General features: G+C 72.7%; 26 protein-coding genes. 12 read left to right on the top strand and 14 right to left on the bottom strand.

The features are described from left to right. The first annotated feature begins 6 nt into the window (after positions 1–6). The 4 genes from SM577_RS16270 (at position 7) to SM577_RS16255 (ending at position 3014) form a co-directional block, all read left to right on the top strand. Positions 7–759: an SDR family oxidoreductase gene (locus SM577_RS16270; RefSeq protein ID WP_302917994.1), complete on the top strand. Its 753-nt coding sequence runs from the start codon at positions 7–9 to the stop codon at positions 757–759. A gap of 80 nt (positions 760–839) precedes the next feature. After that, on the top strand, positions 840–1826 hold the full coding sequence (locus SM577_RS16265) for an aldo/keto reductase (RefSeq protein ID WP_474582119.1): 987 nt from the start codon (positions 840–842) through the stop codon (positions 1824–1826). Positions 1827–1899: 73 nt separating this feature from the next. Further along, positions 1900–2367: a MarR family winged helix-turn-helix transcriptional regulator gene (locus tag SM577_RS16260; RefSeq protein WP_302917996.1), complete on the top strand. Its 468-nt coding sequence runs from the start codon at positions 1900–1902 to the stop codon at positions 2365–2367. Next, positions 2364–3014 (top strand): PH domain-containing protein, encoded by a 651-nt coding sequence (locus SM577_RS16255; protein WP_474587242.1) that lies wholly within the window; start codon positions 2364–2366, stop codon positions 3012–3014. The genes SM577_RS16260 and SM577_RS16255 overlap by 4 nt, the downstream gene beginning before the upstream one ends. 73 nt (positions 3015–3087) lie before the next feature. Here the strand turns inward: SM577_RS16255 and SM577_RS16250 are convergent, their stop codons facing one another. Continuing rightward, a complete protein-coding gene (locus SM577_RS16250) occupies positions 3088–3588 on the bottom strand; it encodes a GNAT family N-acetyltransferase (protein ID WP_474582122.1) in 501 nt (166 codons plus the stop codon). Between the two features lie 158 nt (positions 3589–3746). On the opposite strand from SM577_RS16250, the gene SM577_RS16245 reads away from it, so the two are divergent. From SM577_RS16245 to SM577_RS16235, 3 genes are read left to right on the top strand one after another with little or no spacing between them, the layout of a single operon-like run. Continuing rightward, positions 3747–4301 carry an NADPH-dependent FMN reductase gene (locus SM577_RS16245; RefSeq protein WP_474582123.1) on the top strand — a complete coding sequence of 185 codons (555 nt, stop codon included), beginning with the start codon at positions 3747–3749 and terminating at the stop codon, positions 4299–4301. 26 nt (positions 4302–4327) lie between these two features. Further along, positions 4328–5341: an ATP-binding cassette domain-containing protein gene (locus SM577_RS16240; RefSeq protein ID WP_302918000.1), complete on the top strand. Its 1014-nt coding sequence runs from the start codon at positions 4328–4330 to the stop codon at positions 5339–5341. Further along, positions 5338–6195 carry an ABC transporter permease gene (locus SM577_RS16235; protein WP_302918001.1) on the top strand — a complete coding sequence of 286 codons (858 nt, stop codon included), beginning with the start codon at positions 5338–5340 and terminating at the stop codon, positions 6193–6195. Before SM577_RS16240 ends, SM577_RS16235 begins: the two co-directional genes overlap by 4 nt. A 56-nt stretch (positions 6196–6251) precedes the next feature. On the opposite strand, the gene SM577_RS16230 is transcribed toward SM577_RS16235, so the two are convergent. The 3 genes from SM577_RS16230 to SM577_RS16220 all read right to left on the bottom strand — a co-directional run bounded on the left by SM577_RS16230 (position 6252) and on the right by SM577_RS16220 (position 11219). Further along, entirely contained in the window at positions 6252–6440 is a 189-nt protein-coding gene (locus tag SM577_RS16230; protein WP_474582124.1) for a hypothetical protein, read from the bottom strand. Positions 6441–7076: 636 nt separating this feature from the next. Next, on the bottom strand, positions 7077–10418 hold the full coding sequence (locus tag SM577_RS16225; RefSeq protein ID WP_474587241.1) for an ATP-binding protein: 3342 nt from the start codon (positions 10416–10418) through the stop codon (positions 7077–7079). A gap of 105 nt (positions 10419–10523) precedes the next feature. Further along, positions 10524–11219, bottom strand: coding sequence for a hypothetical protein (locus SM577_RS16220; RefSeq protein WP_474587240.1), 696 nt, complete (start codon positions 11217–11219; stop codon positions 10524–10526). Positions 11220–11360: 141 nt separating this feature from the next. Between SM577_RS16220 and SM577_RS16215 the strand changes: the two genes are divergently transcribed. Together SM577_RS16215 and SM577_RS16210 are read left to right on the top strand one after the other, a co-directional pair. Then, positions 11361–11582 (top strand): hypothetical protein, encoded by a 222-nt coding sequence (locus tag SM577_RS16215; protein WP_302918005.1) that lies wholly within the window; start codon positions 11361–11363, stop codon positions 11580–11582. Between the two features lie 43 nt (positions 11583–11625). Next, entirely contained in the window at positions 11626–11940 is a 315-nt protein-coding gene (locus tag SM577_RS16210; protein ID WP_474587257.1) for a GYD domain-containing protein, read from the top strand. A 105-nt stretch (positions 11941–12045) separates the two neighbouring features. Here SM577_RS16210 and SM577_RS16205 read toward each other — a convergent pair whose 3' ends face one another. From SM577_RS16205 to SM577_RS16170, 8 genes are all read right to left on the bottom strand, one after another. Further along, positions 12046–12924 carry a sugar phosphate isomerase/epimerase family protein gene (locus SM577_RS16205; protein WP_474587239.1) on the bottom strand — a complete coding sequence of 293 codons (879 nt, stop codon included), beginning with the start codon at positions 12922–12924 and terminating at the stop codon, positions 12046–12048. Positions 12925–13024: 100 nt separating this feature from the next. After that, positions 13025–13927, bottom strand: a complete 903-nt coding sequence (locus SM577_RS16200) for a hypothetical protein (RefSeq protein WP_302918011.1) — start codon at positions 13925–13927, stop codon at positions 13025–13027. 192 nt (positions 13928–14119) lie between these two features. After that, the gene (locus tag SM577_RS16195) at positions 14120–14884 is read right to left on the bottom strand and encodes a DUF427 domain-containing protein (RefSeq protein WP_474587238.1); all 765 of its coding nucleotides are present in this window, start codon (positions 14882–14884) and stop codon (positions 14120–14122) included. A gap of 39 nt (positions 14885–14923) precedes the next feature. Further along, positions 14924–15208, bottom strand: a complete 285-nt coding sequence (locus SM577_RS16190) for a hypothetical protein (protein ID WP_474587237.1) — start codon at positions 15206–15208, stop codon at positions 14924–14926. After that, the gene (locus tag SM577_RS16185; RefSeq protein WP_474587236.1) at positions 15196–15432 is read right to left on the bottom strand and encodes a DivIVA domain-containing protein; all 237 of its coding nucleotides are present in this window, start codon (positions 15430–15432) and stop codon (positions 15196–15198) included. Before SM577_RS16185 ends, SM577_RS16190 begins: the two co-directional genes overlap by 13 nt. Beyond that, complete coding sequence (locus tag SM577_RS16180; protein WP_474587235.1) at positions 15429–15683, bottom strand: hypothetical protein; 255 nt, start codon at positions 15681–15683, stop codon at positions 15429–15431. Before SM577_RS16180 ends, SM577_RS16185 begins: the two co-directional genes overlap by 4 nt. 176 nt (positions 15684–15859) lie before the next feature. After that, a complete protein-coding gene (locus SM577_RS16175) occupies positions 15860–16663 on the bottom strand; it encodes a hypothetical protein (protein ID WP_474587234.1) in 804 nt (267 codons plus the stop codon). A 64-nt stretch (positions 16664–16727) separates the two neighbouring features. Next, the gene (locus tag SM577_RS16170; RefSeq protein WP_474587233.1) at positions 16728–17198 is read right to left on the bottom strand and encodes a glycine-rich domain-containing protein; all 471 of its coding nucleotides are present in this window, start codon (positions 17196–17198) and stop codon (positions 16728–16730) included. Positions 17199–17683: 485 nt separating this feature from the next. On the opposite strand from SM577_RS16170, the gene SM577_RS16165 reads away from it, so the two are divergent. Beyond that, positions 17684–18826: a hypothetical protein gene (locus SM577_RS16165; protein ID WP_474587232.1), complete on the top strand. Its 1143-nt coding sequence runs from the start codon at positions 17684–17686 to the stop codon at positions 18824–18826. Beyond that, positions 18826–19368 (top strand): GNAT family N-acetyltransferase, encoded by a 543-nt coding sequence (locus tag SM577_RS16160; protein WP_302918019.1) that lies wholly within the window; start codon positions 18826–18828, stop codon positions 19366–19368. Before SM577_RS16165 ends, SM577_RS16160 begins: the two co-directional genes overlap by 1 nt. A gap of 54 nt (positions 19369–19422) precedes the next feature. On the opposite strand, the gene SM577_RS16155 is transcribed toward SM577_RS16160, so the two are convergent. Beyond that, on the bottom strand, positions 19423–20769 hold the full coding sequence (locus tag SM577_RS16155; protein WP_474587231.1) for an AAA family ATPase: 1347 nt from the start codon (positions 20767–20769) through the stop codon (positions 19423–19425). 336 nt (positions 20770–21105) lie between these two features. Between SM577_RS16155 and SM577_RS16150 the strand changes: the two genes are divergently transcribed. Then, complete coding sequence (locus SM577_RS16150; RefSeq protein WP_474582190.1) at positions 21106–21414, top strand: GYD domain-containing protein; 309 nt, start codon at positions 21106–21108, stop codon at positions 21412–21414. Between the two features lie 74 nt (positions 21415–21488). Here SM577_RS16150 and SM577_RS16145 read toward each other — a convergent pair whose 3' ends face one another. Beyond that, positions 21489–22715, bottom strand: coding sequence for an HNH endonuclease (locus SM577_RS16145; protein ID WP_474587230.1), 1227 nt, complete (start codon positions 22713–22715; stop codon positions 21489–21491). Between the last annotated feature and the right edge of the window lie 155 nt (positions 22716–22870).

Raw genomic sequence — 22870 nt, 5'->3', positions numbered from 1 at the left:
GAGGACATGACGAACATGATCGCCCTGGTCACCGGGGCCAACAAGGGAATCGGCTTCGAGACCGCCCGGCAGCTCGGTGCGCGCGGGATGACAGTGCTGGTGGGCGCGCGGGACGCAGAGCGGGGCCGGGCCGCGGAGCGGCGGCTGCGCGACGGCGGCGCGCAGGCCCGCTTCCTCTCGCTGGACGTGACCGACGAGGAGTCCGTGGCGACCGCCGCGAAGCTGGTGGCCGAGGAGTACGGCAAGCTCGACGTGCTGGTCAACAACGCCGGCATCGTGCTCGGCGACGGCGAGCGGGCGCTGCCCAGCGAGACCACCCTGGCGACGCTGCGCCGGGTGTACGAGACGAACGTCTTCGGCGTGGTGGCGGTCACCAACGCGCTGCTGCCGCTGCTGCTGCGGGCTCCCGCGGCGCGGATCGTCAACGTCTCCAGCGAGGTCGGCTCGATCGGCACCATCACCGACCCGGAGAGCTTCATCTGGCGGTTGACCTCGGTGCCGTACCCGTCGTCGAAGGCGGCGCTGAACATGGTCACCGCGATGTACGCCAAGGAGCTGCGGGACACCCCGGTCAAGGTGAACGCGGCCAACCCCGGCTACTGCGCCACCGACTTCAACGGGCACACCGGCTTCCGCAGCGCCGAGCAGGGCGCGGAGGTGAGCGTGCACCTGGCGACGCTGCCGGCGGACGGCCCGTCCGGCCAGCTCTGGGGGCACCTCGCCGACGGCGGCGGCGGGTACGGCGTCCTGCCCTGGTGAGGGGTTGACTTCGAGTGCGCTCCAGCAGCCAGGCTCGTCCCCGAGCGCCCGGAGGACGGGCCGCGTGAGAGGGGACACCCGTGAGGTACCGCACCATCGGCACCGACCCGAACACCCGCCGCGAGGTGAGCGTGCTGAGCCTCGGCGCCATGCTGTTCGGCACCGCCACCGACGAGGCGACGTCGTTCGCCATCCTGGACCGGTACGTCGAGGCCGGCGGCACCTTCATCGACACCTCGAACAACTACGCCTTCTGGATGAACGGCGGGCAGGGCGGGGAGAGCGAGGAGCTGCTCGGCAGGTGGCGGCGCAGCCGCGGGGTCGGCGACGAGATCGTCGTCGCCACCAAGCTCGGTGCCCGGCCACTCGCCCCCGGCACCAGCTACGTCGACAACCCGGAGGGGCTGTCGGCCGCGGTGATCCGGGAGGCCGCGGAGCGCAGCCGGGAGCGGCTCGGCATGGCGAAGCTGGACCTGCTGTACGCGCACATCGAGGACCACCGGGTGCCGCTGCGCGAGACCGTGGCGGCCTTCGCCGAGCTGGTCGCCGAGGGCACGGTCGGCCTGCTCGGGGTGAGCAACCACCGGGCGTGGCGGGTGGAGCGGGCCCGTAACCTGGCCGCCGCCGCGGGGCTGCCCGGCTACGAGGTGCTCCAGTACCACCACACCTACCTGCAGCGGCGCGCCGATCTGCCGAGCGAGCTGGACCGGGACGGCGACGTGGGCGCGGTCGGTCCGGACCTGCTCTCCTACCTGCGGGCCGAGCCGGGGCTGGCCCTGGTGGCGTACTCGCCGCTGGTGCGGGGCGCCTACACCCGCCCGGACAAGCCACTCGGCGCCGGGTACGACCTGCCGAGCGTTCCCGACCGGCTGGCGGCGCTGGAGGCGGTGGCGAAGGAGACCGGTGCGACGGTGAACCAGGTGGTGCTGGCCTGGCTGATCGACGCCGAGGTGCCGGCGATCCCGCTGGTCGGGGCGTCCTCGGTGGCCCAGCTGGACGAGTCGCTGGCCGCGGTGGACCTGGCGCTGAGCGCCGAGCAGCGGGCCCGCCTGGACGCGGCCCGGTAGCCGCCCCCGAGTGCCAGCCCGTTTGGTGATGTGGCATCATAGTGAGGCATACTCACTATGAAGGCAGGTAACGGTGTCGGACGGGGGCCGGTTGATCACCGCGCTGGACCGGGTGCTCGAACTGGTCGTGGTGCTCAGCGACGACATGAGCCGGGGGCTGGCCCGGGAGGGGTTGACCACCTCCCGGGCCACCCTGCTGTGGCAGTTGCGCCGCAGCGGCCCGGTCACCCAGCGCGACCTGGCCGACGCGCTCGGGGTCAGCCCCCGTACCGTCACCGGGTTGGTCGACGGCCTGGTCAGCACCGGCTTCGTCACCCGCGAGCCGCATCCCACCGACCGGCGCGCGTTCCTGGTCACCTTCACCGAGCACGGCGCCCGCACCATCGAGGCGATGGAGCGTGACCAGCGGGGCTTCGCCGACCTGCTCTTCGGCGGGATGCCCGCCGAGCGGCTGGACTGCTTCGTCGCCGGGCTGGACGACGTCCTCGGGCGGCTGCGCGAGCAGGGCCTCTCCCCCGAGATCCGCGAGGAGGACCAGTGATCGCCACGACGTGGAAGCTGCTGCGCTTCGCCGTCCGCTACGAGATCGGCATGTGGCGCAGCCTCTACCGGTGGATCTTCCGGCGGCCGGAGCGGCTGCGTCCCGGCGACCGGACGTTCGGCTACAGCGGCGCGGTGATGACGCTGATGTGGATCTTCATCATCCTCTCCGCGGTGGAGATCCCCATCTTCGAGATGATCCTGCCCTGGGAACTCGTCAGCAACATCGTGCTCGGCCTCGGCATCTACGGCCTGTTCTGGATGTTCGGCCTGCTGGCCAGCCTCAAGGTGCACCCGCACGTGGTCGGCGCGGCGGGCATCCGGATCCGCAACGGGATCACCCTCGACCTGACAGTGCCCTGGTCGGCCATCGAGCGGCTACGGGTCAACCGGCGCTCGCTGCCACCGGAGGGCAGCGTCCAGGTGGAGCGCAGCGGCGACGACGTCACGGTGAGCCTCGGGATGGCCAACCAGACCAGCGTCGACCTGCTGCTGCGCGAGCCGATCACGGTGCCGACCCGCAAGGCGCGCGGCGAGCGGGTCACCGAACTGCGCTTCCACGCCGACGACCCGGAGGCGCTGGTCGAGGCGGCCACCGCCCACCTGGTGGCCGCCCGCCCCGACCCGTCGGGCCGGGCGGCGGCCTGAGGCGATGCCTTCCGGCGCGGGGGCCTGGACCGGTCCGCGCGCGCTCTCCCCGCCCGACGGGCGCTGGCGCGGGTCAGGCGGCCAGGTCGAGCCGCCAGTCGTTGGAGCGCATCAGGTGCCCGGGCGGGTACTCGAACTCGGTCTCGCCGAGCAGGGTGAAGCCGGCCTTGCGGCAGACCGCGTTCGACGGGGCGTTGTCGACCGACGGATAGGCGTGCGCCCAGCGGTGGGTGCGGCGGTCGCGGGCCACCGCCACCGCCGCGCGTACCGCCGCGGTCGCCAGCCCGCGCCCCTGGTGCCCGGGCAGGATCGCCCAGCCCAGCTCGTAGACCTGCTGGCCGTGCCATTCGCGTTCCCAGTAGCCGACGCTGCCCACCTTGGCGCCGTCGGGCAGCCCCACCGTGTACATGCAGCCCTTGCCGGTGTCGCCGAAGCGCACGTAGCGCTCGTGCCGGGCGAGGACCTGCTCGTCGGTCTCCGGGCCGCCGGTGTGCGCCCGGACCTCCGGCGCGTTGAGCCGCCGCAGCAGGTCGAGGTCGTCCTCGCGCCACGGCTCGATGCGGACATCGGTCATGGTGTCCCCCCGTTCCTTCGGGGAGCATTCAAACAGCCACCACCGACACCGCGGCGCCGGAACGCGGCGGCCGCGCGGGCCGCTAGATCGGATCTAGCGGGCGTCGGTCGCCCTCTCGCGCCTGACGGGTGGGACCGGAGCGGCCGGGAGGAGGAACCATGAGCCCACTGCGACTCGCCGTGATCATCGGCAGCACCCGCGAGGGGCGGGCGGGCGACCGGATCGCCCGCTGGTTCGTCGACCAGGCGGACCGGCACGACGGGCTGGCGGTCACCGTGGTCGACCTCGCCGACTTCGACTTTCCCGCCGGCTACCCGGCCGAGCCGACCCCGGCGATGCGGGCGTTCGCCGAGCAGGTCGGCCGGGCGGAGGCGTTCGTCGTGGTCACCCCGGAGTACAACCACAGCTTCCCGGCCTCGTTGAAACAGGCGATCGACTACGCGTACGACGAGTGGCAGGCCAAGCCGGTCGGTTTCGTGTCGTACGGCTGTGGTTCCGTCGGCCTGCACGCGGTCGACCAGCTCCGGACGGTCTTCACCGCCCTGCACGCGGTCACGGTGCGCGACGTCGTCGGCGTCGACCTGCTCTGCGGCGAGCCGCCGCCGCTGGCCACCGACGAGCTGCGCCGCACCGCCCGGGTCCTGCTCGACCAGCTCTGCTGGTGGGGCCTGGCACTGCGCGACGGCCGCGCCGCGCGCCCGTACGTCTCCTGAAGAGTTCGCGAAGGAAGGTAGGGATCATGAGTAGACGCAGCACCGGCCCGGCCATCGAGGCCGAAGGGCTGGCCAAGTCGTTCGGGGACACCCGGGCGCTGGACGGGCTCGACCTGACAGTGCCCGCCGGCACCGTCTACGGGGTGCTCGGCCCGAACGGCGCCGGCAAGACCACCGCGGTACGGGTGCTGGCGACGCTGCTCCGCCCGGACGGCGGGCGGGCGCGGGTGTTCGGTCACGACGTCATCGCCGAGGCCGACGCGGTCCGGGCCCGGGTCAGCCTGACCGGCCAGTACGCCTCGGTGGACGAGGACCTGACCGGGCTGGAGAACCTGATCCTGCTCGGCCGGCTGCTCGGCCACCGGAAGCCGGCCGCCCGGCAGCGGGCGGAGAGCCTGCTCGCCGCGTTCGGGCTGACCGAGGCGGCCGACCGGCAGGTGAAGAAGTACTCCGGCGGCATGCGGCGGCGCATCGACATCGCCGCCAGCATCCTCAACACCCCGGATCTGCTCTTCCTCGACGAGCCGACCACCGGGCTGGACCCGCGCAGCCGCAACCAGGTGTGGGAGATCGTCCGGGCGGTGGTGGCGCACGGCACCACCGTGCTGCTGACGACGCAGTACCTCGACGAGGCCGACCAGCTGGCCGGCCGGATCGCGGTGGTCGACCACGGCCGGGTGATCGCGGAGGGCACCCCGGGCGAGCTGAAGGCGTCGGTCGGTTCCGGCACCGTCCACCTGCGACTGCGCGACGCGCACCAGCGGCCCGAGGCCGAGCGGCTGCTGCGGACGGCGCTCGACGTGCCGGTGCAGCTCGAACCGGACCCGGTGGCGCTGACCGCCCGGGTCGGTGGCGACGGCAGCGACCTCGACGCCAGTGAGCAGGCCGCGCGGGTCCTCGGCGACCTGGCTCGCGCCGGCATCGTGGTGGACAACTTCTCCCTCGGCCAGCCGAGCCTGGACGAGGTCTTCCTGGCCCTGACCGACCACCCCGCCGTGCCGGCCGACGAGCGGGACGAGCAGCTGGAGGCAGCCCGATGAGCAGCAACGCCACCACCACGACCGGGCCGGCCCCGACGGTCTACGTACCGTCGGCGGAGGCGCTGTCGACAGTCCTCGCGCCCGGCGCGCGGCCACCGCGACCGAGCCCGCTGTCGGCGTCCCTGACGTTCGGCTGGCGGGCGATGCTGAAGATCAAGCACGTGCCGGAGCAGCTGTTCGACGTGACGGCGTTCCCGATCATCATGGTGCTGATGTTCACCTACCTGTTCGGCGGCGCGCTCGCCGACAGCCCGCGGGACTACCTCCAGTTCTTCCTGCCCGGCATCATGGTGACCAGCGTCGTGATGATCACCATGTACACCGGGATCGGACTGAACACCGACATCGAGAAGGGCGTCTTCGACCGGTTCCGGACGCTGCCGGTCTGGCGGCCGGCCGCGCTGGTCGGCATGATCTTCGGTGATGTGCTGCGCTACGTGCTGGCCGCCGTGGTGATCCTCGGCGTCGGGCTGGTGCTGGGCTTCCGCCCCGACGGCGGGCTGCTCGGCGTGCTGGGCGGCATCGGCCTGCTGGTGGTCTTCTCGTTCGCGTTCTCCTGGGTGTGGACGTTCTTCGGGCTGGTCCTGCGCAGCGAGAAGTCGGTGATGGGGGTCAGCATGATGGTGCTGTTCCCGCTGACCTTCCTGAGCAACGTCTTCGTCGAGCCGGCCACCATGCCCGGCTGGTTGCAGGCGTTCGTGAAGGTCAACCCGATCACCCAGCTGGTCGCCTCGGTGCGCGCCGTGATGTCGGGGGCGTCGGACCCGTCGAGCACGATGTGGACGCTGGTGTGGAGCGCCGCGTTCGTGGTCGTCTTCGGCACCCTGACCATGTACCGGTACAACCGCCGCTGAGCAGCGCGTCGCCGACGGGCCCCGCCACCACCGTGGCGGGGCCCGTCGGCGGACGGCTACGAACCGACCGGGACGGTGGCGGTCTCGCCGTCGGGGGCGGTGACGCGTACCTCGGTGGCACCGGCGCGGAGCAGCGCCGCGTTCCGCCCGGCGTCCTGCCACCGCCCGGCGCCGACCCGGTAGCTCAGCGCCGCGCCCTCGGCGGCGACGAGGATCCCCTGCCCGTCGGGCAGCCGCAGCCGCACCGGCAGCGGCGCGGTCCAGTCGGCGAACCCGCTGGCCGCCGCTTGGAAGGGTGCGTCGCCGCGGGCGAGCAGGGCGATGACCCGAGCTGTCGTCGTCGTACTGGATGGTCCGCAGCAGCAGCCGCCGGCCGTCGGGGGTGGCCCCGTACACGGTCAGCACGGGCGAACTCCCGCCTCGGTGAGTGCCGCCGGCGTCGATGTACGCGGCGAGCGGGTCCCCCTCGTGCACCGTGTCGGCCTGCCCGGCGGGGTCGGGGCCCCACGCCCGGTCCGCGCCGGGCAACGTGTGGGTGAGCTGCGGCGGTTGCGGCCTGTCCTGCCCGTCGGGAAAGAGGCCGGTCGCCGCTCAGCAGGTGAGCGACCCGCAACAGCGCCACCGACCGGCTACGGACGAAGTCGTCGAACTCCGCGCCCCGCGCGTCTCGCATCTGACCTCCTGGTCTCGTCAGTCAGCAAGACACCGCGCGGGTCCGCGAGGTTTACCCGTCCGCCGGATCGGCGATCGAGCGGACGCCGGCGACCCGGTCCTGCGCCTGGCTGCCGGAGATCCGGCTCCCTCGGGCAGCCGCACCTCCTGCCCGCCCCAGGCTGCCGCGGATCCTGCCGCCGGGGCAGCCGCGGATCCCGCCGGCTGGGTCAGAGGCGCCAGGGCACCGGTTCGGGTGGCAGGTAGCGGCAGGTGCCGCCGGTGGAGACGGTGTCGCGCAGGTGGGCGGCGAGCGCCGGGTGCCGGTCGTCGAGCTTGCGCAGCACGTCCCGGATCCGGGCGGTCACCGTCTTGCGGGCCCGCTCGGCCTCGTCGCCCAGGCGGCGGCTGCGCCCGGCCAGCCCGGCGGCGGCCCGCAACTCGGCGAGCAGCGCCGACCGCTCGGCGTCGAGGGCGGCTACCTTCGGCTCGTCACCCCGCTCGGCGGCCCGGTCGATCTCGTCGTCGAGCCGGGCCAGGTGCCGCCGGTAGCGGGCCTTCGCCTCGTCGTCGAGGACCGGGTCGCCGCCCATCCGGCGGGCGGCGACCAGTTCCGGCCCGGCGGCCGGGTCCAGCAGTTCCACCGCGGGCACGTCGACGCCGGGCCGGCTCAGCAGCAGGTGCAGGTCGTGCAGGCCCTTGGCGTCGGGCAGGTGCACCACGGTGCCGGCGTAGCCGAGCTGCCAGACCGGGCCGTCGCGGCGGAACTCATACGCCTCGACCGCCGGCGGCCCGACCGCGGACCCGGCCGGATCTGGACCCGGAGCCGGGGTGGAGGCGCCGGGCGAGGTGGAGGGCGCGCCGAACAGCGGGCCGCCCGGCGGAGACGACGCGCGGGCCGACGGCGCGGCCGGCGCGAGCGAGGCACCGGTCGCCCCCGTGACCGGTGCGCCGATCGGCTCGGCCACCTGGTGCATGCCGAGCGCGGCGGCGTCGTGGGCGGCCGCGGCGCGCAGCTCGCGGGCGGCCGCCGCGTCGCCGGGGCGGTCGCGCCCGGCCAGCGCGTCGGCCAGCGCGGCGCGGGCCAGCACGGACCACGGTCGGGCGCCCATCCGGTCGGCGGCGTCGCGGGCCGCGGCGAACCCGGCGACGGCGTCGTCCCACCGCTGCTGCGCGGCGTCGAGCAGGGCCAGCCAGTGGTCCACCGGGCCGCTGAGGTCGCAACCGAACAGGGCGGCCAGCCACTGCCCACGGTGCGGCGCCAGCGCCTCGCGCGCCTCGGCGCAGCGGCGCGGGTCGCAGGTCGCGGCCGCGACCTGCGCGCGCAGCCGCAGCCACAGCGGCGACACCGCCCGGGGGTAGGTGGTACCGGCCTCCTCGATGGCGGCGGTCAGCCGGAGCGCGGTCGCCGGGTCGCCGCGCTCGGCCGCGGTGATGGCCCGCACCAGTCGCAGGTAGGGGTGGCCGCCCGGGTCCAGCCCGTCGAGCAGGGCGTCGGCCTCGTCGAACCGCCCCTGCAACAGCAGCCACGACCAGCGGATGTGCTCGCCCATGAACGCGAAGTCGGCGTGCTCCCACTCGCTGAGGTCGCCCAGCTCGGCGAAGTGTTCACCGGCCCGGGCGAAGTCGCCCCGGAACGCGGCGACGATGCCGCCGTCGATGTTGGCGGCGAACCGGTGCCGGGCGTCGCCCTCGCGGGCTCCGGTGACGAAGGCGGTGAGTTCGGTGTGGTAGCGCGGGTCGCCGAGTTCCAGCAGGGCGACCCAGCGCAGCGACGTCGCCCAGAGTTCGGTCTCCCGGTCGCCGGTGCGGCGGGCCACCTCGCGGATCTCGGCGGTGATCGGCGCCCGGGCGGCGGCCGTGCCCGGCCCCCAGCTGGTGTCGTGCCGGGCCCAGAGGCTGAAGGTGAGCGCCTCGTCGTCGTGGCCGAGCCGGGCGCGTGACTCGGTGGCGGTGATCAGATCGGTCACCAGCGTGCCGACCGGGAGGCCGTCCCCGGACTCGCCGATCAGCCGCCGGTACGCCTCCCGCAGCAGCGCCTCCGGGTCGGGCACCCGCTTGGTGCCGGCCAGGCAGGCGCGGTGGACGGTGAGGGCGACGCGGGCCAGCACCACCGGGTCGTCGACCGCCAGGGCCAGCTCGGCGGCCTCGGCGAAGAGGCGCAGGGCCTCGACGCCGTCACCGCCGTGGTGCTGCAACTCCCCCAGCTCGATCATGGTCTTCACCCGCTGCGCCGGGTCGGTGGCGACGTCCAGCGCCCGGCGGAAGTGGATGAGCGCCTCGTCCACGGCCAGCCGGCGGCCGGCGTCCCGGGCCGCGGCAACCAGCAACTCGGCGGCCCGGAACGGGTCGAGCCGGTCACCGGCGAGGTGGGCGTGCCGGGCCAGGTCGGCCGGGATCAGCCGCTCGGCGAGCGCCGCCGACCCGTCGACCGCCCGGACCACGGCGGCGTGCCGGGCCCGCCGGTCGTCGTCGGCGAGGCCGTCGTAGAGGGTCTCCCGGACCAGGTCGTGGGCGAAGGCGAACCGGCCCCCGCTCCGGGCCAGCACCAGCCGGGCGGTCACCGCCCGGTCGAGCAGCCGGTCGACCTGGGCGGCCGGGGTGGCGCCGCTGGCGGCCAGCACCTGCCGGTGGAACTCGCGGCCCAGCACGGCGGCGACGGTGAGCACCTCGACCACCGGGGCGGGCAGTTGGGCCAGCCGCCGCCGCACCGCCTCCCGTACGCCCGGGGCGATGGTGCTCACCTGGCCGTCGGCGCGCCAGAGCCGGGCGGTCTGCTCGACGAAGAACGGGTTGCCGCCGGTGCGCCGGTGCACCTCGTCGACCAGGGCGGCGTCCGGCTCGCGGCCCGCGGTGCGGGTCATCAGCGCGCTGACCTCGTCGCGAGACAGGCCGGTGAGGGTGACAGTGGTGGCCTTCGCCACCAGCGGCATCAGCAGCGGGCGCAGCGGATGGTCGGCGGCCTCCACCTCGGCGTCGCGGTAGGTGCCGATCAGCAGCAGCCGTTCGAACCAGGTGTGCTGGGCGGCGAACTGGAGCAGCCGCATCGAGGCCGGGTCGGCCCAGTGCAGGTCGTCGAGGACGACCACCACGGGCCGGCGCTGGGAGACCGCGACCAGCGCGGTGGTGACCGCGTCGTGCAGGTCGAACTCGTCCCGGTCGCCGCGCCCGTCGCCGGCCACCTCGGCCAGCGCGCTGCCGCCGGCGCGCTCGATCGCCTCGCGGATCGCCCGGTCGGTCGTCTCGCCGAGCAGCGGGGCCAGCCCCCGCTCGGCCGCCTCGCGGGCCGCCGCCCAGTCGTCGGGCGAGCGGCGCAGTCCGCGCAGCACCTGCACCCAGGGCCAGTAGCCGGGCGCGCTGTCGGAATCCCAGCAGGCGGCGCCGAGCACCAGCGCGCCGCGCTGGCGCGCCTCCTTCGCCGTCGCGGTGACCAGGGTCGTCTTGCCGATGCCCGGCTCGCCGGCGACCAGCACCAGACCGCCGTGGCTGGCAGCCGCCCGGTCGACCTCGACGCGCAACAGACCCGCGGGGTGCTCCCGCCCGATGACGACCTCGCCGAACCGCGGCTCCATGACGCCCCGACGGTAGCCGAACCGTCGGACATCCCGCCGCTCCCCGACCCGCGCTCCCCGCTGACCGGCAGCCGGTCGACCGGCACCGGCGCCACCGCGGCTCGGCTACGCGCGTACCGCCGGCTGACCGGGCGGTGCGGGGGCGGCGGCCGGCTCCGAGCGCTCGGCCAGCGCGGCGCCGATCGCGGCGAGGACCGCGCAGCCGGCCGCCAGCAGGTACGCCGGTGCCGGCAGCCACGCCGCCGGCGTCATCCGCTCGCCCACCGCCTGCCCGGCCAGGATCGCGACGTTGACCAGGTGGAACGCCGTGAAGGCGAGCAGCAGCGCCACCACGAAGCCGTGGTAGACCTGGCGCAGCCCGAGCGCCAGCGTGCCGGCGGCGGCCAGCAGCAGCACCGCCAGTGCGACGGTCACCAGCGCGAACAGCCGGTAGCGGCGCACCTCGGCCGGCTCCCAGTGGTCCGCCACACCGGCGAGCAGCGCGGCCGCCGACGCCGCGGTCAGCGCGGCGGCCAGGACGACGATTACCACCGCGACGATCCGCGCCCACCGCCGCCGCACCGCCACGGTGAACGCGAGCAGCAGCCCGACGTACGCCGGCAGCGGCGCCAGTTCGAGGAAGTACTGGGTCAACGGATTCGGCGTGCCGGGCACCTCGGGCCCGACGTAGGTCAGGTCGAGGCCGATGACCACCTCGCCACGGTCGCCACGGAACCACGGCAGCAGGAACATCCCGAACGCCACGAGGGCGAACAGCACCAGACCCAGCCGACCGGCACGGCGCACACTGATCCCCGTCACGGCACAGACAGTAGTGAAACACGACGGATCGCGTGGCCCCGTGCGGAGCGGCGGCGGCAGTCCGTGTCGGAGCTGTCGCTCGCCGTCGGCGCGCCGCGCCGGCGGATGCGTAGCGGGCGGCGTACCGGGTACGCGCCGCCCATGGGTAGCCACAAGGAGAACAAGCACGATCCGGGCGGCGAGTCGGCGCGCGGGCGGCGGCATCCGGGCAGCGGCGCGCGGGGCCACCAGGGTTCACCGGTGGAGCACTCCCCGAAGGCGCGGCACCTGCGCACCGCCACCGGGTCGGCCGGCAGCGAACGCGACCAGGGGCGCGCCAAGGTCGAGGGCCCGGACCGGGTCCAGCGCCAGGGCACGGGCTGAGCCCCGGGCGATCGATGCGCGGGGAGGTGATGGCGGCGTGGCGATGTTCCTACTGAGGTCGACCTACACGGTCGAGGGGATCAAAGGGCTGACCGTCGACGGTGGCACCAAACGTGTCGAGGTCGTCCGGAAGATGATCGAAGGCGTCGGCGGGCGCATGGAGTCGATGTACTTCGGGTTCGGCGCGGACGACACCTATGTGGTGTGCGACCTGCCGGACCACAAGACCGCCGCCGCGCTGGCCATCGACATCCGTGCGGCGGGCGGCGTGGACACCCGGGTCACCCCGATCCTGACCGCCGACGAGATCGACGAGGCGACCCGGGAACGGCTCGAATACCGGCCCCCGGGCCGGTGACCGGCCCAGCTCGATCCGGTCGTACGCCGTAGCGGCGTCGCCGCTGCTCAGCGTCGTCGGCGCCCGGGCCGGTGCGGGTCACCGCAACGGGGTCTGCTGGCTGGCTCAGGAGTTCCCGGCAGCGGTCCGGGCGCGCGGGACGCGGTGCCCGGCCAGCCGCTCGCGGAGGAAGGCCAACCCGTCGACGGCGAGGGCGTCCGGGCTGGTGGCGAGCGGCCGCCACACGGACATCGGCACCGCCAGGGCCGGCGCGGTGAACGACTCGATGCTCACCTGACCGGAGTAGCCGACGGCCGCCAGGGCGTCGGCGATTCCCGGCCAGTCCAGGTGGTCGCCACCGGGGACGCCGCGGTCGTTGCCGCACACCTGGAAGTGGACGAGTCGGTCGCCGGCCAGCCGGATGGCGGCCGGCAGGTCGCGTTCCTCGATGTTCATGTGGAAGGTGTCCAGCGCGATACCCGCGCCGGCCATCCCGTCGACCACCTCCAACGCCTGCTCGACGGTGTTGACCAGGCTGGTCTCGAACCGGTTGAGCGGTTCGAGCGCGATGGTCAGGCCCGACTCGGCGGCCTCTTCCGCGAGCGGGCGGAGCCGGCGCACCAGGCGGGCGGTGGTGGCTCGGCGAGCCTCCGGATCGAGCAGCCAGGTGCGGCCGGCCGGAGCGTAGAGCGGGCCGGCCACGACGGCGGCCCCCAGCCGGCTCGCTGCCCGCAGGCAGTAGCGCACGAAATCGGCCGTACGGCGCACGATCTCGCTTTCCTCGGCCAGCAGGTCGTGATCGGGCAGCAGGCCGGCGCAGACGGCGGGAGCCAGGCCGAGCCCGCCGAGCAGGTCCGCGGCCCGGTCGGGATCCCAGTCGCCCGGCGCCTGGATGGGGAGTTCGACGGCGTCGAAGCCCCACGACCTGATCCGTGGGGCCAGCCGGGCGAGCGCGTCGTCGGTCAGCGGCGCCACCCATGCCCACGTGTTGATTCCGATCCGCATTCCCGCCCGCTCGCCTCCGGTCGACAGCTCTGTCGACTGTAGAGGGCGGCACCCGGTGGAGCCGCCCCGTCCGGCGGGGCGGCTCCACGGACCCGCGCGGTTACGCCGTCGCGCAGATGGCGTACGCGGTGTTCGTCCAGTTGCCGGCGAACGCGTCCTCCTCGTACGCGCCGGAGAAGACGGAGGCCGGCGCGGCGGCCGGGCCGCCGCCGGGGCGGAAGTCGTCCACCACCGCCTCGCCGGTGACGCCGTTCAACTCGTAGCCGGCGCCGGTGAGCACCTTGCCGGCCGGGCAGGTGGCGGTGACGCTGTGGAAGTCGGTCGAGTTGCTGGCGCCGACCGCCGAGTTGCGCACCAGGCCGGCGAGCGGGTTGGCGCAGATCGCGTACGCCGTCGCGGACCAGTTGCCGGCGAACGCCTCCGCCTCGTACGCCCCCACGGTGACCGACGTCGGCGCGGTGACCGTGCCGCCGTTGGGCCGGAAGTCGTCCACCACTCCCTCGCCGGTGACGCCGGTCAGTTCGTAGCCGGTGCCGGTGAGCACCTTGCCGACCGGGCAGGTCGCGGTGACGCTGCGGAAGTCGGTGGAGTTGCTGGCGCTGGTCGCCGACACCCGCACCAGGCCGGCGACCGGGTTGGCGCAGATGGCGTACGCGGTCACCGACCAGTTGCCGGCGAACGCCTCCGCCTCGTACGCCCCGACCGTGACGGCCGTCGGCGCGGTGGCCGCGCCGCCGTTTGGTCGGAAGTCGTCGACGACCGCTTCGCCGGTCGCCCCGTTGATCTCGTAGCCCGCGCCGGTGAGCACCTTGCCGGCCGGACAGGTGGCGGTGACGCTGCGGAAGTCGGTGGAGTTGCTGGCACTGGTCGCGGAGATCCGGACCAGGCCGGGGACCGCGGCGGAGGCCGGGGCGGCCGGGAGGACCGCGGTGGCGACGGCGAGGCCGACGGTGAGGCTGAGGGCACGGGGGCCGAACCGGCGGGAGGCTCGCTGAGCGGACATGGGACTCTCCTGTCTGTCACGCCCCGCGGCGGTGCCCTGTGTCGGGCCGACCACCGCGGAGCTTCGTCGATGACGCGCTCACGCTAGGTAGTCGCCCGACCAGGCATTATCTCCAAGCTGACTACGTCAAGTAGTCGACTGAGTGCTGCGGCTCCCGCGCGGGTGGCCGGAACCGCGACGGCGAGGCGGGGGTCAGGAGAAGTGCGTCTTCGGCCGGCTGAGCCGCTCGCCGTCCACGATCAGGTCGACCTTCTCGTTGTAGAAGGCGACCAGGCCGGCGATCGGCAGGAGCGCGCCGGTGGGGAAGGTGTACGACCAGGCCAGGTCCGGGTGGACGGTACCGCCGACGCGGACGGACCAGTAGTCGCTGGTCCGACCCTTGTACGGGCAGGCGGTCGTCGTCGCCGACGGCACGAGGGGGCTGAAGTCCACGTCGGTGCGGTTGAGGTAGTAGCGGGTCGGCAGGCCGGTCTCGAAGACCAACACCGGCGAGGCCGACTCGGCCAGCACCACCCCGTCCAGTTCCACCCGTACGCGGCGGGTGGAGCGCAGCGCGTCCACCCGGGCGTACGGGTTGCGGGGGTGGACGAAGACCTCCTCGTCCTCCTCGAACCAGCTGTCCATCGCGGCCCAGTCGAACCGGATAGTGTCGGCGAGCACCGGCGGCGCGTCGTCGCCGTACCAGCGCGCGCACGAACGGCGGATCGTCTCGCCCACCCGCAGCCCGCGCAGCCGCGCCGTGCCGCGCGACGACTGCTCCGTGCGCTGCTCGTCGACCAGCAGGCTGCGATCCACGTCGGCGGTCGGGATGTAGTACTGGGGGTAGAGCGGCCACTCCCACACGTACCGGGCCAGCGTGGTGTCCAGCACCTTCTGCCCCGCGGCGAAGGCGCGGATCCGGCGCGGCACCGGCTCGACATGGTCGACCGGAACGTTCGCCTGCGGATAACCCGGCACGTGTCCTCCTGCGCTGAAGATCGGGCACTGGTTCAACGATCAGCGCGGCGGCTCCGAATCGACGGCGTCCTCGTTGGTTGCGCAGGGTCCGTCGTGGGCGTCGCGCCGCCGGCAGCGGCCGGGCCCGTCGAGCCTGGCGTCACACCAGATCCGGGTACGCAGGAACTGCCGGTCCTCCTGGCTGAGCGTGGTCTCGCCGAAGTCGACGGCGGTGACGTGGCCGAGCGAGTCGCGCAGCGCGACGGCCAGCTCGACGGCGGCATCGAGGCTGGTCAGGGTGGTGGGCAGGTGGATGACCCAGCGGGGCGGGGTCACGTTGGCCACCTGCTCATGGTGTGGTGGCGGGACTGCCATTGCCGCAGCGCCTGACGGATGCGCTCGGCCTCGGTGTTGGCGGTGGCCAGGTCGCGGTGCAGTTGGTCGAGTTCGTCGGCGAGTTGATCCAGGTAGGCGTGGACCTGGTCAGGGTCGAGGCCGCGCCAGCGGGTGTCGAAGGCGGCGGCGCGGACGTGGTGCGGCAGCAGTCGCTCGCCGGTCAGGTAGATCATCGGTGCGGTGCCTCCTGTTCGGCGACCAGCGTCTGGATCTGCCGGTCGGTGAGGCCGCGCTGGTCGAGCACCCGTTGGCCCCAGCGGTGCAGCCGGCAGGGGTGCGGGGCGCGGTCATTGCGGCAACGCGGGCCGTCGGGCCACTGCTCGGCGGCGTGCACGGTCAGTGCCCTGACGGCGAAGCCGACGTCCTCGGCGGTGACGTACGGCGGCAACGGCAGCTCGCCGAGCACCTCGTCGATCGAGTCCATGTCTCTCCCTGGCTCTGGTGGGGCACCGGGGCGGGCGGGGTGGCGCTCGTCGTTCGGGTCGACGCCGCCGGAGCCCAGCACCCGCCCCGGGCCTCCATGGCAGGGTTGTAAATCAGTGCGGCGGGCCGTATGACGTGCGCGAGGTAGCCGATATGCACAGCTCGTATGCGGCAGCTCTACCGACTGTTGGTGCGCTCCCGATGGGCCCGCCACTGACGCGCGGCATCGAGCAGTGGCCCGTGGTGGGGACCGGGCGCGGCCTGCTGCTTGCGTTCCCAGAGCCGCACCAGGCCGTCGGCGAAGGCCTGCAGCGCCTCATCGGACGCCCGCGCCCACGCCGGGACCTGTCGGGCCCATGCCTCGGCGGCGGCCGGTTCGTGGCCGGCGCGGATGAGGCGTACCAGCATGAAGGCGGTGTCGACCCACGCGGCGCCGCACGCCGGGCTGGACCAGTCGACGAGCCGCAGCTGGTCGCCGAGCAGGAAGTTCCGCGGCGTCATGTCGGTGTGCAGGAGAGTCTCGCCGGCGACCAGCTCGGGTGCGATGAGGTCCCGCCAACGGTCGGCGAATCGCTGCATCGGAATGGGCGGTGCCGGGGTCAGCTGATGGTTCAGTGAGCTCAGCAGTTGCACCACCGGGAGCAGGTCGGGTGATTCCGGGCTCAGATCGGGGTGGCGCCCCGCTGCGTACTCGAACCCGAGGAGTAGCCAGCCCTGTTCCTCCATGGTCCATCGGAGGCGAGGGGCGGCCTCGGGCAGGTAGGGATTGACACGAGCCTCGTTCCGGTAGAGCCAGGCGGTTGGGCCGTCGATCTCCCCGCCCTTGCAGAAAATGCGGCCAGTGTCGGTGTCGAGGACAGCGGCCAGGGCGCAGGAGGCGCCGGTCGGTACCGAGCACGCCGCGTGGACAGCCCCGGTGTGGTGTTCGACGTGGCGGCGTACCTCGTCGGGAAGCTCGTGCCAGTGGCGGCGACGCGGCATGCGGTGGTCTCCCCGACGGCGAGCGGTCCCGGGCAGTGTATGCCCGGGACCGCCGACGGGCCCGCTATCGCGTGGGGCTGTCGGTGCAACCGGCGTGGCACTGGGTGCACTTCGAGTTGCAGTCGGCGGCCCGGCCGCTCCACAGCTCCTGGTCGAGCGCGAAGCCAGCGGCGGTGATGGCGGCAGTCGCCCGGGAGATTGGAGCGCCAATCGGCTCGGGTCGGGACGGCGGGTCGTCGGGTGTGGGCTCGGGCTGGTGGTGGATGAACCGACCGGCGATGCGCTGACAGAAGCCGGCGTACTCGCGGGTGTGCAGGATGAAGGTGTGCCAGCCGATGTCGACCAGGTCGCTCGGGCCGAGCGGATCGGTGGCGGTGGCGCAGGCGGCGAGGAAGGCGAGCGCCTGATCCATGATCCGGGCCGGCAGGCGAGAGTCCAGCTCGGGGTGGTCATGGGCGATGCGGGCGGTCAGCTGGGCGAACAGCTCATTGGAGACGAGCGCTCGGCCGGTGCTGACCCGGTCGATGGTGAGCATCCTGCTCCTTCCGTCGGCGTGGGTTGCCTCGAATGCAGGCTCTAGCGGGCCGACATCTTCTGACATGACGCCACGAGAATCGTCGATATACGTGGCGCGTATACCGCGAGCCCGCGAAGCGGTTTGAATGGTTACGCTCGACAGAGCGCAATGGACACAGCCACCCGCGAACGGCGAGGTTGCCGGTGACACCTGCGAACTGCCCCCGCTGCGGAGGACGCCTGGCCCGCGACAACGACAGCGGACGCTGCACACCCTGCCAGGCCGCCGAACGCGACCGGCTGAGCGCTCCGCCGGAGGTTCCGACGTCGTTCTGGGCGCACGAGCCGATACGGCGTGCACTGGCAGAACGGCATCTCGGGCGGGTGATCCGGGCGTACCGACACCACCCGTACCACGGGCGAGCGGCGTTGCCGCAGGCCGTCGTAGCGGGCTGGCTGGGCATCACACAGGCACAGCTCAGTCGTGTGGAGAACGGGCCGCCCATGGTGCATCTCGACCGGCTCGTCCACTGGGCGCAGCTCCTGCACATCCCACCGTCAGCACTCTGGTTCGCTCTCCCAGGCAGTCACACCCAGGCGGTTGACGGGACGATCGAGCCAGCACGAGGGGCTCCCGAAGAAGGTGCCACTACGAGCCGCCGGCAATTCCATGCCCTCGCCGCCCTTGCTGGTCTTGAGGCGAGCGGCTGTATCGACCTGCTCATGCCACGGTCCGCCGTGCCCAGCAGCATCGGCATGGAGCAGGTGCGCCACGCCGCGACGCTCGTCGAGGAGTTCCGCAGAGCAGACGCGCATGTGGGCGCCGATGCGCTGTGCGATCTAGCGATCCACGTGCACAACCAGTTGTCGGCATGGGCTGCGAAAGCGTCCTACAGTCGGTCCGTCGGCGACGCTTTTCAGAGTGCACTGGCTGATCTGGCAATCCAGGCAGCCTGGCTCGCCATCGATGCGAACCGCCGAACAGAAGCTCGTCCGTACCTCCATGAGGCCATCGCCCGTGCGCGGATCGCCGACGACTCACGCGTCGAGGTACGAGTATTGGCCTGCATGTCCTTGCTCTTTCGGCAGGACCGGCCGAGTGAAGCGGTGCACTGTGCAGAGGCGGCACTGCGCGCATCTGCTGGCTGGGCAACGCCCAGGTTGAGGGCGTTACTGCACCTACGTTCCGCATACGCGCATGCCACGCTTCAGGACAGCCTCAGCTTCGAACACGAGATGACCCGAGCACGGCGGTCCTTCGACAGCGGCGACCACGAGGACGACCTTCCGTTCATCTCCTTTGTGACGCATCAGGAAGTGACAGGCATTCAAGGGCTTTCCTATCTCGCCCTCGGCCGCGCCAGCCGCGCCGCCGCCTGCTTCCGATCCATTACGGCTGTGCCGGGTGGGAGGTTTCGGCGGAACAAGGTCTACTACACCGTCCAGCTCGCGCGAGCAGCAAGACTGCAGGGCGACTTCGTGGGTACAGCCCAGGCTGGCCTGAAGGCGTTGCCGGACATAGGGCCAGTGCGATCTGGACGGGTGAGCGCGCTGCTGGCTGGGGTGCGGTCCAGCCTTGAGGGCGCCCCCACCTCGCTTCCGCAGGTCCGCGAGTTCGCGGACGCCTACGACGGAACGTTTGCGTGATGCAGGAAGACTGGCGCCTGCGGCGCCATACGGCCGAGGAAGCTCGAGCGCTAGTCGGCCAACTCGTTGACGTCTACCTCGATGCTCACGCCGGTGACGGACCGCTGTACAACGCCGATCGGTACCGGCAGCAACTCGCCGCGCACATGCCACGACGCGGGTGGGAACTGGTGACAGCGATGGTCGACGGCGAATTGGTGGGATACATCTATGGATTCCCATTAGCAGCGGATACTCGCTGGTGGGACGGCATCCAGGAGCCCGTCGCGGCCGGCTTCACGGAGGAGAACGGCCGGCGCACCTTCGCCATCAGCGAGTTGCTGGTATGCCGCGCCTGGCAGCGACGCGGCATAGCGCGGGCCTTGCATGACGAGCTGGTAAAGAGCCGTACCGAGGAACGGGCCACGCTGCTCGTCCGTCCCGACAACACCGTTGCTCGGCGTGCCTACGCCTCCTGGGGATGGGGAGACGTTGCACGGCTCAGGCCGCGGTGGGAGGGCGCGCCGACGTACCTGGTTCTGACAAGACCCATTGGCAGGTAGGCCGACCCCGTTACGCACCGATCTCGCAACCCGGCTACATCACGGCGTTGACAATCATCTGGCTTGGTGCAGCAAGCTCGCAGATCTGGCCGAGCCGGCGAGCATCGCCAGAATCGTCTGGTTCGCCTCCCAGCCGTCCGGAAACTTCACCGGTACGTCGAGGTGCACGGACTCGGTCGACGGATGCGCGTCGAGCAGCTCACCGATCCCCGCCCGGGCCACCACGATGCACGCGTGGCGATGCCGCGACGTCAGTACGCACAGCCGCCCCGACTCCAGGTGGAACGCGGTCGCGTCCCGCCGCCCGGACAGCGGATGCAGCACGATCGTCACGTCGTACTCCCGCCCCTGGAGCCGGTTGGCGGTGTCGACGGTGATCCCGGCGCCCGCCGTGCCCAGGTGCGCGCGTATGGCCGCGGCCTGGTCGCGGTGCGCGGCCCCGATGGCGATCCGGTCCGCCGTGACCGGCGCGCCCGCTGGCGCGTGCTCGGAGACGGCGACCGCTCCCCGCTGCAACACGCGCAGCGCCAGGTCCGCGCAGGCCGCGGCCGCCTCGCCATCGGTACGGATGGTCTGCCGAGCCGGCAGCTCATACAGCGCCCAGCCACTGGACGCGGCGATGTCCACCACCTGATCCAACGCGTCTCCGCGTCCCGGATCGCTGAGCGACAGCGCCCGGTCAGACGCCGACGTACCGGCACGGAACCCGGTGAACGGGTAGAACGCCGCCGCCACCACCGGCGCCGCCGACGCCGGCAGCCGCCAGGAAACCGGCAGCCGGTGCACCGGCAACTCCGGGTTGTGCCGCAGCAGCACGGCCACCGCCGACTGCATCGGGTCCCAGGTCAGCCCCGTCCAGCGCCCGGTCTCGACCGTCGAGAACGGGTCCAGCTGACCAGGGTCACCCACGAACAGCGCCCGCTCGAACCGGCCAGCCACGCGCAGCAGGGCGTCCGAGCGCATCTGGTACGCCTCGTCCACGATCGCCCACGGCCAGGAGCCCTCGGTGACCGTCGCCCACTTGGCGGCCGTACCGATGATGACGCCCTGACCACCCAGGTCGGCGACCTTGGCCGCGACGCGGACCGTAGCGTGGCCCCGGACCCGCTCCGACGGCTTGTAGTCGGCGGCGGAGAGCCGGCCGATGCGCAGCTCGGGCGCCTTCCGCGCCAGACGGTCGATGAGGTCGTCGACCTGTTCGTTGGTCTGCGCGATGATGATCAGCGGTTCGCCGGCGGCGGCCAGTTCGACGGCGGCGCGGACCACCAGGGTCGACTTGCCGGCTCCGGGCGGCGAGTCGACCACCACGCCACGATGGTCGCCGGATCGCAGGTCGGCCAACACGGCCGTGATGACCCGCTCCGCTTCGACGGCCGGCGGCAGCTCCAACCCGGCGCGCATCGATCCCACCTTCCCGACGAGGTCTACGGGACCCTACGCCACAGGGACGGGTGGCAGGCGAGGACCAGGGACGTCCGGGCTGGGCAGAATGCGGGAACCCCACGCTGACCTGCGGCAACAGGCAGCAGTGAACGTTGGGCGGAGGCGCGTGCCGCCGCCGCGCGCGTTGGCCATCACGCCGATCATGGGGTCGCCACTCGGCGTGCCGGACATCACTGGGCGCTCCGGTCGACCGTCGGGAGCGGGCGAGCCCGGCAGGCGTGGCCGGGCGGCAAGCGGGTACCCGCGGTGGGCTGCGCGAGCGTGAGGAAGGCAGGTGCCAACGTGGCGAGGTTCATGATCCGGGCGACCTACACCGCCAAGGGGATCGCCGGGCTGGGCAAGGAGGGCGGCACCGCTCGCGCCGAGGTGGTCCGGGCGCTGATCGAGAACTCCGGTGGTCGGGTGGAGTCGCTGTACTTCGCGTTGGGCGAGCACGACCTGTACGTGGTTGGTGAAGTGCCGGACAATGTGACCGCCGCCGCGCTAGGCATCGCCGTCCGGGCGGCGGGCGGGGTGGAAGCCCGCGTCGTCCCGCTACTGACCCCGATGGAGATCGACGCGGCAGCCAGAATGCCGGTCACCTACCAGGCGCCGGGCCAGTGACGCCCCGGTTCTCCGGCCCGGCGTAGCGCACGTGAGCCGGCCCCACCCCGACAGGCGACCCGGACGGGCCGAGGTCAGCGCATTCCGGCCACTTCGCGGCGGTGAGCCAGCAACGCGACAGCATCCGGACGGTCCGCCGTACGGGTTGGCAGACGCAGTTCTTCACCATGCCATCGGGCGTAGTGCGCGGCCTCCGCCTTCACTCGGACGCGGAACTGCTCGTCGACCCAGATCAGGCCGCGGTCGAAGAGGTTGTGCAGGTCGGCCCGGAGCAGCAGACCGTTGGTCACCCTGTTCGTGGCCGGTCCGTCGTACGGCGAGATGTGGGCGGCCTGGAGGGCGGCCTCGGTGTCGCAACCGGTGATCGCGCAGCGACCGCCGTAAGCCTCAAGGAGCCGGCGCCGGAAGTCGGGCTGGCCCTGGCGGGCGGTGATCTCCGCAAGCCGCCGACGGCGGCCCTCCGGCAGCCCTTGCAGCTTCGGTCCGCGGCGGCCGCCCAGCGCGTCGGTGAGGCGCTCGACTTCCTCCTCCCGCATGCCGCGCACCCGGCGGACGGAGGTCGCCGGCACACCGGGCACGGCCTGCTCGTCGGCCAGGAGGAACCGGGTCAGCTCGTGGTCCCAACGGATGGGCACCCGCCACTGCGGCTTGTCCCCGCCGGCCTGGTGGTAGGGCGCGTCCCAGATCACCCCGCCGGCGACAAGCCGGGCGATGGGTTCGGTGGCGTACGCCCAGATCCGGTCGCCGGCCGCGATCTGGTGGTACCCGGAGGCGAGCCGCCAGTCGACCACCCCCTCCGTCGTGGTGAAGTACTCCCAGACACTGCGGTCTTCGCCCCACTGCGGGCCGCGCTCGTTGACCGGGTAGATCCAGTGGCCCGTGCCGCGTGGCGCGGTGCCGTAGGATCCGGCCTGCCCGGAGAGCTGCCGGTTGAATCGGGGTCGCAGCCGCTGGAGCAGGGCGTCCTTCAGCCCTTCAGGGTCGTCGGTCTCCCGCCACCGGACCTCGCACGCGCCCAGCCAGTCGGCGATCTCGGCGGTCGTCGCCTTCCGACCGAGCCGCTCGTCGAGCCACCGACCGACGTGCTTGTGCAGCGCCGACGAGCCCCGATTGCCGGTCAGGTGCTGGCGCAACCGGTCGCGCAGCGGCTGCTTGGTGGTGTTGCCGACATAGATGACCTCGTCACCGTCGAACACGACGTGCACGCCGAGCCCTCGGGGTGCGCTGGCGGCAACTTCCCTGGTGTAGGGCTGGGCGGGGCTGAGACCGACGAGCAGATCATCGTGGGGGATGTCGGTCATCCCCGGACGCTACCGGCCGCCGTATCGCCCCGCCGTCCTCCGAACGTCGGCCGTTTCTCTCCCGCGTTTCAAGATCGAGTTCCCGACGAAGGACGCACGGCATCAGTCGGCCGGCGCATATGCCCAACTGTCATAGACCCGACACGAGTGGCGGA

It is taken from the genome of Micromonospora desertarenae (genome assembly GCF_056150265.1).
This window is presented reverse-complemented; position numbering and strand designations above follow the sequence as displayed.

Excerpts from the sequence above, each read along its gene's own strand:
- SM577_RS16270 (WP_302917994.1), top strand. The coding sequence starts at position 7 with ATGACGAACATGATCGCCCTGGTCACCGGGGCCAACAAGGGAATCGGC.
- SM577_RS16250 (WP_474582122.1), bottom strand. The coding sequence starts at position 3,588 with ATGACCGATGTCCGCATCGAGCCGTGGCGCGAGGACGACCTCGACCTG.
- SM577_RS16245 (WP_474582123.1), top strand. The coding sequence starts at position 3,747 with ATGAGCCCACTGCGACTCGCCGTGATCATCGGCAGCACCCGCGAGGGG.
- SM577_RS16240 (WP_302918000.1), top strand. The coding sequence starts at position 4,328 with ATGAGTAGACGCAGCACCGGCCCGGCCATCGAGGCCGAAGGGCTGGCC.
- SM577_RS16235 (WP_302918001.1), top strand. The coding sequence starts at position 5,338 with ATGAGCAGCAACGCCACCACCACGACCGGGCCGGCCCCGACGGTCTAC.
- SM577_RS16225 (WP_474587241.1), bottom strand. The coding sequence starts at position 10,418 with ATGGAGCCGCGGTTCGGCGAGGTCGTCATCGGGCGGGAGCACCCCGCG.
- SM577_RS16215 (WP_302918005.1), top strand. The coding sequence starts at position 11,361 with ATGGGTAGCCACAAGGAGAACAAGCACGATCCGGGCGGCGAGTCGGCG.
- SM577_RS16210 (WP_474587257.1), top strand. The coding sequence starts at position 11,626 with ATGTTCCTACTGAGGTCGACCTACACGGTCGAGGGGATCAAAGGGCTG.
- SM577_RS16205 (WP_474587239.1), bottom strand. The coding sequence starts at position 12,924 with ATGCGGATCGGAATCAACACGTGGGCATGGGTGGCGCCGCTGACCGAC.
- SM577_RS16200 (WP_302918011.1), bottom strand. The coding sequence starts at position 13,927 with ATGTCCGCTCAGCGAGCCTCCCGCCGGTTCGGCCCCCGTGCCCTCAGC.
- SM577_RS16185 (WP_474587236.1), bottom strand. The coding sequence starts at position 15,432 with ATGATCTACCTGACCGGCGAGCGACTGCTGCCGCACCACGTCCGCGCC.
- SM577_RS16180 (WP_474587235.1), bottom strand. The coding sequence starts at position 15,683 with ATGGACTCGATCGACGAGGTGCTCGGCGAGCTGCCGTTGCCGCCGTAC.
- SM577_RS16175 (WP_474587234.1), bottom strand. The coding sequence starts at position 16,663 with ATGCCGCGTCGCCGCCACTGGCACGAGCTTCCCGACGAGGTACGCCGC.
- SM577_RS16170 (WP_474587233.1), bottom strand. The coding sequence starts at position 17,198 with ATGCTCACCATCGACCGGGTCAGCACCGGCCGAGCGCTCGTCTCCAAT.
- SM577_RS16165 (WP_474587232.1), top strand. The coding sequence starts at position 17,684 with ATGGTGCATCTCGACCGGCTCGTCCACTGGGCGCAGCTCCTGCACATC.
- SM577_RS16160 (WP_302918019.1), top strand. The coding sequence starts at position 18,826 with ATGCAGGAAGACTGGCGCCTGCGGCGCCATACGGCCGAGGAAGCTCGA.
- SM577_RS16155 (WP_474587231.1), bottom strand. The coding sequence starts at position 20,769 with ATGCGCGCCGGGTTGGAGCTGCCGCCGGCCGTCGAAGCGGAGCGGGTC.
- SM577_RS16150 (WP_474582190.1), top strand. The coding sequence starts at position 21,106 with ATGATCCGGGCGACCTACACCGCCAAGGGGATCGCCGGGCTGGGCAAG.
- SM577_RS16145 (WP_474587230.1), bottom strand. The coding sequence starts at position 22,715 with ATGACCGACATCCCCCACGATGATCTGCTCGTCGGTCTCAGCCCCGCC.